Annotated in this window: 14 protein-coding genes; 9 read left to right on the top strand and 5 right to left on the bottom strand. The window is 42.6% G+C overall.

Translation table 11 applies throughout. From position 1 onward, the window contains the following. The first annotated feature begins 143 nt into the window (after nt 1-143). The 9 genes from OCU77_RS22315 (at nt 144) to OCU77_RS22275 (ending at nt 9,219) form a co-directional block, all read left to right on the top strand. Nucleotides 144-860 (top strand): FadR/GntR family transcriptional regulator, encoded by a 717-nt coding sequence (locus OCU77_RS22315; RefSeq protein ID WP_084711695.1) that lies wholly within the window; start codon nt 144-146, stop codon nt 858-860. A gap of 102 nt (nt 861-962) precedes the next feature. Continuing rightward, a complete protein-coding gene (locus tag OCU77_RS22310; RefSeq protein WP_048897468.1) occupies nt 963-1,862 on the top strand; it encodes a 2-dehydro-3-deoxygalactonokinase in 900 nt (299 codons plus the stop codon). Then, the gene (locus OCU77_RS22305; protein WP_107302580.1) at nt 1,852-2,493 is read left to right on the top strand and encodes a 2-dehydro-3-deoxy-6-phosphogalactonate aldolase; all 642 of its coding nucleotides are present in this window, start codon (nt 1,852-1,854) and stop codon (nt 2,491-2,493) included. Before OCU77_RS22310 ends, OCU77_RS22305 begins: the two co-directional genes overlap by 11 nt. Nucleotides 2,494-2,517: 24 nt before the next feature. Beyond that, nucleotides 2,518-3,501 (top strand): TRAP transporter substrate-binding protein, encoded by a 984-nt coding sequence (locus OCU77_RS22300; protein WP_048897469.1) that lies wholly within the window; start codon nt 2,518-2,520, stop codon nt 3,499-3,501. A 54-nt stretch (nt 3,502-3,555) separates the two neighbouring features. Continuing rightward, complete coding sequence (locus OCU77_RS22295; RefSeq protein WP_048897470.1) at nt 3,556-4,101, top strand: TRAP transporter small permease; 546 nt, start codon at nt 3,556-3,558, stop codon at nt 4,099-4,101. Next, on the top strand, nt 4,101-5,381 hold the full coding sequence (locus OCU77_RS22290) for a TRAP transporter large permease (protein WP_048897471.1): 1,281 nt from the start codon (nt 4,101-4,103) through the stop codon (nt 5,379-5,381). Before OCU77_RS22295 ends, OCU77_RS22290 begins: the two co-directional genes overlap by 1 nt. Before the next feature lie 9 nt (nt 5,382-5,390). Continuing rightward, nucleotides 5,391-6,548: a galactonate dehydratase gene (gene dgoD / locus OCU77_RS22285; protein ID WP_107302581.1), complete on the top strand. Its 1,158-nt coding sequence runs from the start codon at nt 5,391-5,393 to the stop codon at nt 6,546-6,548. A 2-nt stretch (nt 6,549-6,550) separates the two neighbouring features. Further along, the gene (gene ilvD, locus OCU77_RS22280) at nt 6,551-8,254 is read left to right on the top strand and encodes a dihydroxy-acid dehydratase (protein WP_048897472.1); all 1,704 of its coding nucleotides are present in this window, start codon (nt 6,551-6,553) and stop codon (nt 8,252-8,254) included. Next, nucleotides 8,251-9,219 (top strand): dihydrodipicolinate synthase family protein, encoded by a 969-nt coding sequence (locus OCU77_RS22275; protein WP_084711696.1) that lies wholly within the window; start codon nt 8,251-8,253, stop codon nt 9,217-9,219. Before ilvD ends, OCU77_RS22275 begins: the two co-directional genes overlap by 4 nt. Before the next feature lie 149 nt (nt 9,220-9,368). Here OCU77_RS22275 and OCU77_RS22270 read toward each other — a convergent pair whose 3' ends face one another. From OCU77_RS22270 to OCU77_RS22250, 5 genes are all read right to left on the bottom strand, one after another. After that, nucleotides 9,369-10,205, bottom strand: coding sequence for an SDR family oxidoreductase (locus tag OCU77_RS22270; RefSeq protein WP_048897473.1), 837 nt, complete (start codon nt 10,203-10,205; stop codon nt 9,369-9,371). A gap of 137 nt (nt 10,206-10,342) precedes the next feature. Further along, complete coding sequence (locus tag OCU77_RS22265) at nt 10,343-10,978, bottom strand: alternative oxidase (RefSeq protein WP_048897474.1); 636 nt, start codon at nt 10,976-10,978, stop codon at nt 10,343-10,345. A 178-nt stretch (nt 10,979-11,156) separates the two neighbouring features. Further along, a complete protein-coding gene (locus OCU77_RS22260; protein ID WP_048897475.1) occupies nt 11,157-11,951 on the bottom strand; it encodes an endonuclease I family protein in 795 nt (264 codons plus the stop codon). Between the two features lie 419 nt (nt 11,952-12,370). After that, entirely contained in the window at nt 12,371-12,661 is a 291-nt protein-coding gene (locus OCU77_RS22255) for a nitrogenase-stabilizing/protective protein NifW (RefSeq protein ID WP_048897476.1), read from the bottom strand. A gap of 167 nt (nt 12,662-12,828) precedes the next feature. After that, nucleotides 12,829-14,598: a polysaccharide deacetylase family protein gene (locus OCU77_RS22250; RefSeq protein ID WP_107302582.1), complete on the bottom strand. Its 1,770-nt coding sequence runs from the start codon at nt 14,596-14,598 to the stop codon at nt 12,829-12,831. Between the last annotated feature and the right edge of the window lie 187 nt (nt 14,599-14,785).

Here is a 14,785-nt window from a genome sequence, read left to right as displayed (position 1 = left end):
TGATTGCAAACTGGCTGGTTTGATTAAATGATAAGCTTGTAGGTTAATTTTTTGTTGTATTTATGAAGCTGAAGATAGATCACAGAAGCTGGTTAATTTTCGTTCTACCATGTATTACAAGATAGAGGTGAATGAATACAAGAATGACAAAGTCGAAATCAACCTTAGCGATAAATCAGATTGTCTGTGACATTTTAAAAGAGCGAACACCTGCTGGTGCATATTTAAAAGGTGAAAATGAACTCGCTCTCTCATTAGGTGTTTCAAGAACATCAGTACGGAGTGCTTTGCAGACATTAGCTAGCAAAGGCCTAATAACCATAACGCCAAAAGTGGGCAGCATTGCAAATACGCCTGATCAGTGGAATTGGTTGGATCATGATGTGCTACGTTGGGTAACGGAATATAAAGCATCCGATACGTTTATCCCGCACTTACTTGAAGTGCGTTTGATGGTGGAACCCAACGCCGCGGCACTGGCAGCTTTAAATGCAACTGGGGACAACCTTGCCGCGCTTGAGCGAAGCTACAATATGATGGCCGCAGGGCTGGAACATAATGACAGAGTGCAGATTAATACGGGTGATATTGAGTTTCATAAGCAGCTTTTGCTGGCGACAAAGAATCCGTTTTTGATTTCTCTAGGTGATGCCTTAACAACGACCATGGAAGTGTCATTTTCCCGTACCTTAGAGAAAGATGTACTGCTCAGTAAACCCGCGCTGGATGATCACTATTATGTGATGGACGCGGTGAGAATGCGTAAGCCTGAAGATGCCAGAGAAAAGATGCGTGAAATTATCATGGGGGCCATAGCTAAAACGGTTAAAACCATGAAAGGTACTGATTTAATACGTTAGTGTCACAACCACACTAATGCATTTGAGCACTGCAAGGTGTTCTCCTCTACATGGAACACCTTGTATTACAAGATTGCAATCATAGTAACACATGGAGGCGGGATGAAAGCGAGTTGGATTGCAGTAGATTGGGGAACGACAAATTTTAGGGCGTTTCTAATGTCCGATACGGGGGAGTGTCTAGATAAAATCCAACAAGCAAAGGGACTGTTATCTGTCGCGCAAGATCAGTTCCCCCAAGTGTTTGATGAGTTAATCAGTCGGTGGAACGGCATATATGGCCATTTACCCGTGATAATGGCCGGTATGGTCGGATCGCAGCAAGGCTGGCGGGAAGTGCCTTACGTCCATGCGCCAGCATCTGCACAAGATTTAGCGAATCACATACACAGTGTGGATCTTCTTTCTGGTAACAAAGCAAAAATAGTCTCTGGTGTTCGTTGTGTTAATGCGTTTGGTAACCCTGAAGTCATGCGAGGGGAAGAAATACAACTTATTGGCTTAGGCGAAATAATAAAGTGTGACTTCAACGCTATTCTATTTGGTACTCATAGCAAAAATGCTTATTGGTGTGATGGGAAAATAGAAAATTACTCAACGGTAATGACGGGGGAATTGTATTCTCTTTTGGTTAACCACAGTATATTAGGAAAATCATTACCTGAGCAGGAATTTAATAAAGACGCATTTATTAAAGGGGTCGAAATTGGTAATAAACACCCACTGAATCATGTGTTATTTAGTGCCAGAACTTTCAAGCTATTTGAGGGTGTCCAGGATTCTAATATACATGCTTATATATCTGGGCTACTTATTGGGCATGAGTTTATATTATCAAACAGGTTGAATAAGTTATATTTAGTCGGTTCACAAAAGTTAGCATCCAATTATGCGTTGGCATTAGAACACCTTAATATCGAGTTTGATGTTATTGATGGTGATGAATGCTTTTTGAAAGGCATGACAAAAATCTATAGCAAGGGCGAAATCAATGAATACTGAAGAGTTAAGAAATAATGTATGGTTTAAAGAATTACCATTAATAGCAATATTACGCGGTGTTGAACCAAGTGAAGTTTTGGATATTGCTAATGTCTTAATTGATAACGGATTTAGATTTATTGAAGTGCCATTAAATTCCCCTGACGCAGTGTTAAGTATAAAAATGCTCGTAGATACTTATGGTGAGCAAGCCATTATTGGTGCAGGCACTGTGACTAATATTGATAAATTAATGCCAGTGCTTGAAGTGGGAGCGCGATTAATTGTGACACCGAATATGAACCCAGAAGTGATTCGTGCAGCTCGTGCTCATCATTGTGTGGTGTTCTCTGGTGTACAAACCGCAACAGAAGCGTTTACCGCTGTAGATTGTGGAGTTACTGCATTGAAGTTTTTCCCGGCAGAACTTATTCAGCCTGTAGGGGTGAAGGCAATCAAATCAGTGTTACCTCCTGAAATGATTTGCTGCCCTACTGGCGGTATAGAGGCAGATGTCGAGCAAATGAAGTCTTACGTTGATGTTGGCGTAGACGGCTTTGGCTTGGGGTCTGGCTTGTATAAGAAGGGCATAAAGCCCTCAGAGCTAAGCGTACGCGCGAAGGCGTATCGTGACAGTTGGATGTCCATTTAATATACGAAAAGCAAAAGGTATCTTATGAAACTAAGTAAAATTGCTGCTCTAGCTGCTGTACCCCTAATGGCAATGTCATTACATGTTCAGGGAAAATCTATGCGTATTGGTATTGGGGTACCTGAATCTCACTTTGAATTTGCAGCAATGCAAAAGTTTGAGAAATACGTAGAAGATAATACTGATATTTCAGTAACTATTTACCCGAGTAATCAGTTAGGTAATGACCAAGAAGCATTAGAGCAAATTAAATTTAATGCGGTTCAAATGAATTTACCATCACCGGCTGTACTTGGTAATATTGTGAAAGATTTCAATATATTAACCTTGCCTTTTATCTTTCCTAATGACGATGTAGCAAACCAAGTTGTTGATGGCGAATGGGGACAGGAATTATCCTCTAAGCTAGAAAAAGCCGGTTATGTAGGGTTAGGTTACGGTAACTTCGGTTTCCGTCACGTTACTAACAATGTTCGCCCAATTAAAACGATTGCAGATATGGATGGCTTAAAACTGCGTACTATGCAGAATAAAGCGCACCTCGATGCTTTCCGTTCGCTTGGCGCTAACCCAACCCCTATGGCTTTTTCTGAACTATTCTCATCACTGCAACAAGGTGTGGTAGATGGCCAGGAAAACCCGTATACCAATATCTACTCGCAGCGTTTATACGAAGTTCAAAAGTATGTGTCTGATACTGGGCATGTGTATTCTTGGGTTGTCTTTGTCGTTGGCAAAAAGTTCTACGATGGTCTTACTGCTGATGAGCAAGCCACCATGCAACAAGCAGCCCGTGTAGCCATTGATCACATGCGTGTGTCGGTTAAAGCGCAAGATGAGAAGTCGTTGCAAGGTATGATCGATGCTGGTTTGATTTACACGCCTCTTTCACCAGAAGTAAAAGCAGAGATGCATGAGAAAGTCGCACCTGTTGTTCAAAAATACGCCGATAGAATTAACCCTGATTTATATAAAAAGCTGACAGAAGAAGTCACTAAGTTACAGTAAATTATCGCGAAAGGGCTGTGCAATGCAGCCCTATAATTAAAATATGGTGCTGTTATGAATGATAAGAAAACTTCATTCTTAGACAATATTGAAGAGTACATAAGTACGTTTCTTTTTATTGCTCTAATTATTCTGTGCTTTTTGCAAATATTATTTAGATTTGTTTTTAATTTTTCTCTGTCTTGGACTGAAGAGTTATCCCGTTATGTGTTTATTGCGTTAGTTTATTTTTCGGCAAGTTTAGCCGTTGTTCGCGGAGCGCATGTTCGAGTTGAAGTCATTGATGGTTTTGTAAAAGGCAAAAATAAAAAAGTATTAGATTCTATTATTGATTTATCTTTTGCCGGTTTTATGGGTTGGGTTGGTTATTATGGTTTGGAATTGTCGGTAGATGCATTAGCTATCGAACAAACAACACCAGCATTAGAATGGCAAGCTGGTTGGGTATACGCAATTATTCCATTCACCTTTTATTTAATCGCATTGAGATTAGTTCAGCGAGTATATCGAAGAGTCACAGGTAAACTCGAACAAGAATATGCGCCAAGTGAAGCAGAAGAAGCCTTACAAAAAATTAAAGATGAGCGAGGAGACAAATAATGGACGTGTTTCTAATGACAATGTTTGTCTTTGTTGTATTACTTGCCGTTGGTATGCCCATAGCCATTAGTATTGGTATGTGTACCGCCTTTGCCTTAATGCTGGCAGATATTCCAATTTCGTTTATTGCTCAAATTGCTTTTACTTCGCTGGATTCATTTACATACCTTGCCATTCCAATGTTTATTATGGCTGGTTTTGTGATGGAGAAAGGTGGCCTTTCTAAGCGAATCGTTAACTTTGCTGCCAGTTTAGTTGGGCGAACGGCTGGTGGACTTGGTATTGTCACTGTCGTGGCATGCATGTTCTTTGCTGCTATCTCTGGTTCATCACCCGCTACGGTTGCCGCGATTGGCTCCATGATGGTGCCTTCGATGATAGAAAAGGGGTATAACCGCCACTTCGCGGGGGCGCTAACCGCATCTGCGGGTTCGCTTGGGATCCTTATTCCACCGTCGATTCCGATGATCATCTATGCGGTCACTGCTGAAATTTCGATTGGCGATATGTTCTTGGCGGGATTTATTCCGGGCGGCATGATTGGTTTTGGTTTGATTTTAGCAGTTTACATCATTGCTAAGAGGCGTGGTTATAAAGGCCAAGATGAAGATTTTTCACTTTCAAAAGTAAAAGAAACTTTTCTTGAAGCTAAATGGGCACTACTGACCCCTGTCATCATCTTGGGGGGCATTTACTCTGGTATTTTCACTGCCACAGAAGCCGCGTGTATTACGGTTATTTACACCTTGATAGTCAGTTTCTTTATTCATAAAGAAATGACCTTTAAAGATTTAATACCAACAGTTTCACGGGCAGCGTTAACCACGGGCTGTGTCATTATTATCCTTGGCTTTGCGACTGCTTTTGCGCGTTATTTAACGATCAGTATGATCCCGCAAATGATCGGTGAGGCGATTTTACAATTTACTGATAGCCCTACACTGATTCTGTTGATCTTTGTTGCCTTAATCATGTTTACCGGTCTGTTTATCGAAACAGCTGCTCAAATCTTAATTTATACCCCCTTGTTCTTACCTATTTTGGTCGAGCTTGGTGTGAGTCCATTCCACTTCGGCATCATCCTGATTGTGGGTACTGAGCTGGCATTGATTACGCCACCTGTCGGGGTGAATTTATTTGTTGCTAAAGGGATCACCGGCTCGTCAATGGTTCAGCTAACTCGTGCTGTTATTCCATTTTTAATCAGTATGTTGCTTGTGCAAATAGCATTGGTGTTTATGCCTGGCGTTATTACTTTCCTACCCGATCTATTTAAGTAAGGCTGAATTATGAAGATTATTGGCTACGAAAAATTCATTGTTGCTCCACGCTGGGGCTTTCTGAAAATCATCACAGATGAAGGCATTGTTGGGTGGGGGGAACCGAGCTTAGAAGGGCGCACTCATACGGTACATACCTGTGTCGATGAGTTGATGGAATACCTGATAGGGAAAGACCCGCGTGATATTGAATTGCATTGGAACTATTTATATCGCTCGACGTTTTACCGCGGCGGTCCAGTGATGATGAGTGCGTTATCAGGCATAGATCAAGCCCTGTGGGATATCAAAGGTAAAGCATTAGATGTACCTGCCTACCAGCTGCTAGGAGGAAAATGCCGTGACAAAATACAAACTTATTCATGGATAGGTGGCGATAGGCCAGATGATGTCGTTCGTATGGCAAAGGAGCGTAAAGAATTAGGTTTTAACGCGATTAAGATGAACGGCACTGAAGAGCTGAATTTTATTGATGATTTTAGCAAAGTTGATGCCTTGCTGGATCGTGTTCAAGGCTTACGCGATGCCATGGGTAATGATTTTGGTATCGGGATTGATTTTCATGGTCGAGTGCATAAGGCCATGGCAAAAATCATGATGAAAGAACTAGAGCCGATGCGCCCTATGTTTGTGGAAGAACCGGTACTGGCTGAGCACTTTGACTGTATCCATGAAATTGCACAATACGGTGCAATCCCGATTGCGACAGGCGAACGCCTTCATTCGCGCTGGGAGTTCAAAAAACTACTCGAACATGGTGGTGTTGATATTATTCAGCCTGATGTGTGCCATTGCGGTGGACTGACGGAGCTCAAGAAGATTGCTTCTATGGCTGAAACTTACGATGTGGCCTTGGCGCCACACTGTCCTTTAGGCGCGATTGCGTTGGCCTCTTCTGTGCACATTGATACCACTTGTCAGAACGCCATCATTCAAGAGCAAAGTATTGGTATTCATTACAACAAAGGTAATGACGTACTGGATTATATCAAGAACAAAGACGTTTTTGATTTTGACCATGGTTACTGTTTGAACCTTGAAGGGGCAGGGCTTGGCATTGAAATCGACGAAGATTTCATGCGAGCTCAACACGATAAAGCGTTGACGCAACCGAAATGGCGTAACCCCCACTGGACTAATAAAGACGGTTCGTTTGCGGAGTGGTAACTATGAGTAATTGTGGCTCGTGCGGTTCATGTGGCGGAGGGGCGTGTGTGCCTCACCACAATGAAATACTGAAAGACGATGATGGTGCGTTAAAACGCGCTTTGTATAAATCAATGGGGCACAGTGACAGTGCCTTACGACAGCCCATTATTGCGGTAGTGAATAGCTACACCAATGCCACGGCTGGGCATGCGAATCTTGATGTTGTTGGTGCCGAAGTGATCCGAGGGATTGAAGAGGCGGGGGGAACCGCTATGACGTTTGGTACGATTGCCCCCTGTGATGGCATTGCTGAAGGGCACATAGGGATGCGCTATATCTTAGCGGGGCGAGAGGTGATCACCGCTTCGATCGAGGTTATGGTCAGAGCGCATAACTTTGATGCTATGGTGTTGCTTGGCTCGTGCGACAAAATTGTTCCAGCCATGCTAATGGCAGCTGCAAGGTTGGATATTCCCGCCATTTTGGTTAATGGTGGGCCTATGTACCCTGCAGAGTATGCAGGTAAGCATTGGGATGGCAATATCGTTACCGAAGCGATTGGCTGGAAAAATAAAGGGCAGATCGACGAGCAAGAGTTTCGAAAAATTGAAGATCTGGCCGAGCCAACTATTGGATCCTGCACCATGTATGGCACAGCGAATACCATGTGCTGTTTGTCGGAATCTCTGGGTATGACCTTGCCGCAAACCGCCACTATTCCAGCTATTCACCCACAACGCTTACAAGTGGGCTACCAGAGCGGGAAACGCATTGTTGGCATGCTGGAAGAGGGGTTAACCGCGCGAAAAATTATTACCAAGCAAGGGATCCATAATGCCATTTGCACCTTGTTAGCCACGGGCGGTTCGACTAATGCCATTATTCACTTACAAGCGATCCACTATGAAGCGGGCTTAGGTGAGCTAGATTTAGATGTGTTTGATCAAATGAGCCGTAAGGTGCCTTTGCTCGCGTCAATCTACCCAGCTTCTGAATACGACATGGTTGATTTCTTTGAAGCTGGTGGCGTGGCTGCGGTCGAAAAAGAGCTTGCGCCATTATTAGAACTCGATGCATTAACCGTTGCAGGTACCAAGCGAGACTGTCTGTCTGCTGTGGCCACGACTGACAACCGTGCGTTGATCCGTCCGATTGATGATCCTTTTATGTTGGAATCGGGGGTGGGGGTATTGAAAGGCAACTTGTCGCCTTGGGGTTCCGTCGCCAAACCAGCAGCCGTGCCCAAAGACATGTTTCATTTTACTGGCAAAGCCGTGGTATTTGATTCTGAACAAGCCGCGATTGAAGCCATTATGCAGGGAGCCATTAAAGAAAAATCTGTCATTGTCATTCGGTATGAAGGCACCACAGGTGGCGCAGGTTTACCTGAAATGTATAAACCCATGAAGCTGTTGGAAGGGATGGGACTTTCTGAACGTTGTGCTTTGATCACCGACGGTCGTTTTTCGGGCTCGAATCGTGGGCTGTTTGTCGGGCATATTTCGCCAGAAGCTTATGAAGGAGGCTTGATTGGTGTCGTGCAAGATGGTGATGATATAACGATTGATCTCACGACACGCGAAATCACGTTGGAGTTAGATGAGGGAGCGATTGCAACCCGAAGGGCGGCGTGGACAAGGCTACATAAAGAAGTGCCCAAAGGCTTCCTGCGTTTGTATCGGGATCGTGTTTCATCGGCAGCACATGGAGCGATTTTGAAATGATTAGCTCACAAACAGATACCTTAATAGCGTCTTGTACTGCACAAGCGTCCCAATTAATCCCAGCAGATATTTTTGGCGTTAATCCGATCGTTGCGATGCCATTTGCTGATAATGGCGCTGTTGATATAGAAAGCTTTAAACAATTGGTCGCGCACTTGATCCGCACTGGATGTCATGGCTTAACTTTATTTGGGATTGCGAGTGAGTTTTATAAGCTCAACCAAGATGAGAAGCGGATGCTTGCGGGCTGGTTTCAGGCGCTGACATCTGAATCTCAGGTGTTTAGTTGTGTCTCAATTACAGAACACGCCACTGAACTAGCGGTGCAACAAGCCAAAGAATATCAACAACAAGGCTTTGATAGCTTAATGCTATTGCCACCGTTTTTCTTGAACCCAAGTAACGAGCATATTATTTATCATATTCAACGTGTGCTGAGTGCGGTTGATATTCCAGTCTTGATCCAATACGCGCCAACAGAAACGGGGATTCCGATCACACCGCAAGACATGAAAGCCATCACCGATAATTATCCTAATGCGGTGTTTAAAATTGAGTGTAACCCGCCGGTGGAATATGCTCAGCAGCTGCTTACGTTATTGCCCGATGCGGTGATCATGAACGGTTACGCCGGCTTATATATGCTGGATATGCTTGAAGTGGGAGGAAAGGGGGTGATGCCGGGCTGCTCTTTCACTGAGATCTACAATGCGATATATCAGTTATGGCAGGATGGAGAGAAGCAAAAAGCACAGGCACTGCATACCCTGCTGTTTCGATATATCAGCAAATGGATGACCCACTGTGAGTACATCATCGCAGTAGAAAAGGAAATACTGGTCAGGCGCGGTATTATTGCGACTAACTATTGCCGAAAGCCGGATTACCCTTTAAGTGAATTGGATCGTCAGGATATAGACGCATTCTTGAATGAGTTTGCTTTTATTTTGGATACGACCGAATAACAACGAGTGGTAAGTGAGCCTCGTAATCTGTTTTACATTGAATGAAAGCCTTGGTCATGCACCAAGGCTTTATTTTCATAGATAGCTAATTTTTTAAGTATCTATAGTAGTTTCTATATCAGTCTCTATGCCAGTATTTAGGTACTAAGTTATAGTCCAAGTTGCTCTCGTACACTGGCTTCAAAAGCTTCTTGAGATAGGCTGTCAGCAAGGTTACTGAAGAACGTTGAATCATCACCAGCAGGCGTTCGAGCTGGAGCGTTTTGATCTAATAGAACCTCTAACACAGATTGTGCGACTGCATCGGGGGTAGGGCCGTTATTAACCTTGTCACTTACAATTGGGAGTAAGGTACTCGCTTGCGACGCATAAGGTGACGATTCAGCAAGGGTTGCGCTATTAGCGCTAAGACCGTGCTTAACAAACCCTGTTTTAAATAATCCAGGAGCGACTGTGTGGACTTTGATATTGAAAGGGTGTAACTCGTAGCGAAGTGAGTCTGTGATACCTTCGACTGCATATTTAGTGGCATTATAGTGAGTCAGAAGTGGCAGCCCCATTTTACCTAAAAATGAACTGATATTTATGATGGTACCTGCGTTTTGTTGGCGCATCATAGGAATAACTTCACGGCAAGTACGCAACACACCAAATACGTTCACATCAAATTGGTTGATAAACTCCTCATCGGTTCCCTCTTCAACACTGGCGACTAGGCCATAGCCTGCGTTATTGACTAGCACATCAAGTTGACCTTCCTTGCGGGCGATCGTGTTAATAGCAAGTTTGATGCTCTCATTGTCAGTAACATCGAGATGAACGGGAAAGATAGGAAGGTTCAGAGCGCTGGCCGTTTCATTCATCAATGTAGCAGCTTCTGATCTACGTACTCCAGCATACACAATGTAGCCGCTCTCAGACAGTAATCGCGTTGTCGCAAACCCCATACCTGAGTTAGCACCAGTTACAAGAGCTATTTTTTTCATGGTATATCCTATTTTTGGCTGACGTTATTGCACCACTGATCCTTGTTACTTTTCGTAAGTAATCGTTATATTTCACAGTGTGCAGGGGATGTCACTTCGGCATTGAGCTGTTGTTTGCCAAAGTGACAAGAGAGGCATTAATGTTGATGAGCGGGTAAATCGTTATTCTCATAAGCATCGGCAAAAGAATGATTACGATCCCTGTGTTTCGCTTCGTCTTCGCGGATCTGTAAGATCACATCGCGCAGTAAGGCATCTTGTGGCAGTTGGTAGTAATCAATGGCGATTTGAGGCGCTGGAACATTATCGACTTCACCCGAATCAATTTTGGCTAAGTACTCGGTATAACTTTTACAGGCTTCTTCTTCGAAATACCCCACTACGCGATGGGCGACTTTAGAAGAAAGTAGATAAATGAAGCTATAAACCACAATGAATACAGCTTGCCCGAGAAGAACCAGCGCGCGTTCAACCCAGCTAGGTTTGGCGATATCTAAAAAGATCATTAAGTGCATCCGCTCGTTCTCGGCTTCACTCAATAACTCACGGATCCAGCCTTCATCATCTTTCATTCTGCGCAGGGCTTTTAGATGGTTAAACATGCCTGCAACCATGCCCGGTACAGCGGCAATTGTTTCTAAAATCACCGCGCGTTTGGCGTATTTAGTGCCATAGAAAATGTTGAGCATAAACTTGAGAAATTGCGTGATTTTATATGCGATATGCTCAGAGAGCTTGCAGGCGTTTTTGTGCTTTAATTCAAAATCTGACATGGTGTTGAGCCTTTATATTTTTAAAGTTGCAAATAAAATACAACTTTAAAAATATGGATTCAACTCCTTTTGATATTTTAATTTTTCTATGTGTAACAATGGCTGAGGCAGGCGTGATAGTTGGTTAAATCTAACAGGTGAGTACGAGTTAGCCAGCTTGGCTAACTCGCTTTGAGGCTTATTGACACTTACTGTCGTAGATAGCATTTACCCAGGTTGGATTATCGATAAATGGGTTGCGGTTGCCTTGCCACTTCACGACTTTCTCGTGACGTTGTTGCTCCCAGTCATCGACAGGATCGGCATTGTGCCATTGAAGCAGGGTACAGAGTTTACCTATTTTAGGTTGACCCGAGGTGCTGGATGTATCATCGACGATATAGAGATCTGGCATGTTGGCATCGTCACCTTGGTAGCGAACAGCCATATAAAAGATGGAGCGGGCGGTATCCCCTTTTACTGCATCTCTTGGTTCAAAAGTGGTTGTAGTGGTTTTATTAAAGGGGGATTTAGCAATAGGTTGGCCACCATAGCCGAAGTCTTTGTTTGATCTAATCGAGTTTATTTTGGCATCGGTCGGTTGTAAGTGGTGGATATCAGTATATCCCCATTGATTTTTACGCTTAAAGCCAAATGATTTTGGCCAAATGTGTTCACGGTTCCACGCATCTTGATTATTGGTTGTTGATGAATTGAAATCTTTTGATTGTGATCGACCGCTATAATACAAAATGACATTGTTGCTGTTATTTGGATCTTCGTTGGTATCTTTTAATGCTGACCAAACTTGACCATAGCTTAGCTGATGTTGTCCGCGTGCTGCAATAATGCCAAGCATGTCTTTGAGTGCTTCACCGGATAATCCCTGTGCCTCAATGTAATACCCACCTGGAGCACTGTTTGTGATGGTTGAAGGAGAAGCAAAAGCTACTGATGAAAGTAAGCAGAGATTAATTGCGAGGAGTTTTTTCATACGTCATCCGTTGATTATTACTCGTTGCAGATTTATTCAGTGTCAGTAATTTAACGTCAGCATTATAAATATTGAGCATTTAAGTGCTAGAGGAATTAAATGCATAAATTAAAGTGCAATTAAATTTATAGAGTGCCGATTTTAAGTAAATGATTGGATAAAAATGCAATTGATTTTAGTGATATTAATTGCTTATTTATTAGATGATAATAATAAAAATAAAGCAAATAAAAGCAACTAAAGTGTGAAAGACTTAATACTCTAAATTGCATTATCAGCAGGTAAGGAATATAGGGGGAAATGTGGTGTCAAAATGGATGTTTTAATGTATTGCTTTTTATAAAAGAAATCGATTTCACTTCCGTGTGTAAATATTTTCATTTGATATAGAAAATAAAATCGCGGTATGAAAGTTAAGCTTAGCGTCGTTGGCACGAAGTACAGCCGCGACAGGCTGAGCGTGTATGGCGGTCTAGCTTGCTTCGTTGCACCTTACAGTAAGCATTTTTTAGGGCGCGTCGACCAGAGAACCAATCGTCGGGTTTAGAGAGTAATAAGTAGCCGTTGAAACGCTTGGTTAATTCGATGCGGTTGGCATCAATAAAGCGGCTATCAAAACCGATATCAAAATACTCGAGCGCTTGTTCGATAGACGTAAAACTAGCGATGGTTTGCTGGATGGTATTTGCTGGAGTAGTGGCTTGGCTCATAATCGGAACTGGTGGAAAGTTTTCACTAGTTTAACTGATTTAGCGTATCAGGTATCGATGTATTACTGATTAGCCATCGTTCTATGAGTACTTGAAAGTTTGTTGGTATGCGTGGAAAGCAAACTAAGCTACTGATAAACAGCAGCTTAGTCTATTTGGTTATGCGATTAGGCTTTTATTTTTCTAAATAAATAGTTTCCACGCACCTTGCGCCATAGCCCAAAGACATCCGTTCGAGGGAAAATGCCAATTCGGCGGATCTCGTAAGGGTCCTGATGGAAATGGAGTGGGCCAGAGTTGGTTGCGACAGCAAATTGATAGCCATTATCTCTAACTATTTCTTTTGTATCTTGGTTACAAAGGCCAAATGGATAAGCAAAAGAGGTTAAAGGTTTACCAATCAACTCTTCAAGTTGCTGTTTATTTTGAGTGATCTCATCATATTGTTGATCGCGCGAAAGCGAGTCCAACTTAGGGTGAGTCATGGTATGCCCTGCAATCTCAATGACACCAGACTCTGCGAGGGCTTTAACTTGCTCTGCCGACATCAGATTAACTTTATTTTCAGGGTTCTCTGGATTCTCAACATCCCAGCGGTTAAAGCTCTCACCAGTTACCACATAAACGACTGCTTTGAAGCCGTATTTTTTCAATAAGGGCAACATTAAATGGTAGTTATCTGCATAGCCATCATCGACGGTGATCATGATGTGGCGCTTGCCCGGATCTAATCGGCGAATGACATTATCTTTGGCTAAATCTTCAAAGGTGAGTGACTCAAATCCCATGCGTTTTAATAGTTTAAGGTGTTTCTCAAACATTTTTATATGCATGTAAGTTGAGTGAACCCCTTTTTCGGTATCATCTTGTATAAAGCGATGATACATAATCACAGGCATTTCACGGCGGAGCTTATCAATGTAAACGTCTTGGTAAATTTGCTCGATATGATCAACAACAGAAGAAAGGTCATAGCTGGCTTTGACCATGTCAGTGACAGCGATTTCACAGCTTTTTTGTTGCAAGCCTAATTCAACTTCATTGGCAATGGCGTCAAAGTTAATATCGAGATCGGTTGGGCCAATATCACCAAAGTTGTTTGCCATCGCTTGTTGGACGTTGTCTGACGTAACAATACCAATGCAGCTTGCTTCGCCTATTGCTAACGTTGGTCTGCCACACATAAGTGATTCAATGGCAACACGACCTGCCCCAATCACTAAATCGGCTTCGCTGAGCATTTTAGGTACATCTTGGGTATAACCCGTAAATGTCACTTTGTCGGTGAATTTATCAAAACGAGGTTCTACTTTCGATCCCGATACAACGCGAACATCGTATTTGGTTAAATCTAAACATGTATCAAGTAAGCGATAACACAATTCCCCTTTAGGCCCTGTGAGTCGGCCTATGATAGTAATGACAGGGCGCGCATTTTGAGGCGGAGGCACAATTTGAAAGCGCTCAGTTTCAATGCCGTTACGGCTAACAACTAACTGCTCTTGTGCGACACCAAGATCTTGCATTAACTGTTCTTCAATGGCTTTACAAACAGGTAGTGCTTTGTTTCCCATTGCATGAAATTTTTTGCGCGATGCGTGCACGGGCTGGCGGCCATGCACAGTTGTCACCATAGGGGTTCCTGTTAATTTACACGCAATATGACAGCTCCAGCTCGATGCTCGAGAGTGCGCATGAACTAATTGAATATTGTGTTTTTTAATGAGGTAAATCAGGTAACCGACATGATAAAAACGTCGTGGAATACTGCGTTTATTAAAACGTAATTTAAAAAATGACCCTTGATGCGGTTTTGTTAGAGTATCAGAGATATAAAAAACTTGATGGCCACGCTGTGTTAATTCATTGCCGACTGTTGTTGCATAAACTTCAGCCCCTGTAACTTCTCGTTGCGATAAAGCCATTAAAATATTCATATTCTTCAATTCTAAATTACATTCAGGTCGGCGAAGTAAAGCAAAATTTAGCTATAAAAACAACGTTTTCTATTGTGTGGTTAATACTTTTATATTAATTAATCCACATAGGATTGCGATTGTAATCCTATGTGGATTATTTGTTTTTCGGTGGGTAATAATGAAAGGTGGTGGTGTTTAATGATTA

The sequence above is a fragment of the Photobacterium swingsii genome (genome assembly GCF_024346715.1).
Taxonomy (GTDB): Bacteria; Pseudomonadota; Gammaproteobacteria; order Enterobacterales; family Vibrionaceae; genus Photobacterium; species Photobacterium swingsii.
This window is presented reverse-complemented; position numbering and strand designations above follow the sequence as displayed.

Coding starts and splice junctions, on each gene's coding strand:
- OCU77_RS22315 (WP_084711695.1), top strand. CDS start 144: ATGACAAAGTCGAAATCAACCTTAGCGATAAATCAGATTGTCTGTGAC.
- OCU77_RS22310 (WP_048897468.1), top strand. CDS start 963: ATGAAAGCGAGTTGGATTGCAGTAGATTGGGGAACGACAAATTTTAGG.
- OCU77_RS22305 (WP_107302580.1), top strand. CDS start 1,852: ATGAATACTGAAGAGTTAAGAAATAATGTATGGTTTAAAGAATTACCA.
- OCU77_RS22300 (WP_048897469.1), top strand. CDS start 2,518: ATGAAACTAAGTAAAATTGCTGCTCTAGCTGCTGTACCCCTAATGGCA.
- OCU77_RS22295 (WP_048897470.1), top strand. CDS start 3,556: ATGAATGATAAGAAAACTTCATTCTTAGACAATATTGAAGAGTACATA.
- OCU77_RS22290 (WP_048897471.1), top strand. CDS start 4,101: ATGGACGTGTTTCTAATGACAATGTTTGTCTTTGTTGTATTACTTGCC.
- dgoD (WP_107302581.1), top strand. CDS start 5,391: ATGAAGATTATTGGCTACGAAAAATTCATTGTTGCTCCACGCTGGGGC.
- ilvD (WP_048897472.1), top strand. CDS start 6,551: ATGAGTAATTGTGGCTCGTGCGGTTCATGTGGCGGAGGGGCGTGTGTG.
- OCU77_RS22275 (WP_084711696.1), top strand. CDS start 8,251: ATGATTAGCTCACAAACAGATACCTTAATAGCGTCTTGTACTGCACAA.
- OCU77_RS22270 (WP_048897473.1), bottom strand. CDS start 10,205: ATGAAAAAAATAGCTCTTGTAACTGGTGCTAACTCAGGTATGGGGTTT.
- OCU77_RS22265 (WP_048897474.1), bottom strand. CDS start 10,978: ATGTCAGATTTTGAATTAAAGCACAAAAACGCCTGCAAGCTCTCTGAG.
- OCU77_RS22260 (WP_048897475.1), bottom strand. CDS start 11,951: ATGAAAAAACTCCTCGCAATTAATCTCTGCTTACTTTCATCAGTAGCT.
- OCU77_RS22255 (WP_048897476.1), bottom strand. CDS start 12,661: ATGAGCCAAGCCACTACTCCAGCAAATACCATCCAGCAAACCATCGCT.
- OCU77_RS22250 (WP_107302582.1), bottom strand. CDS start 14,598: ATGAATATTTTAATGGCTTTATCGCAACGAGAAGTTACAGGGGCTGAA.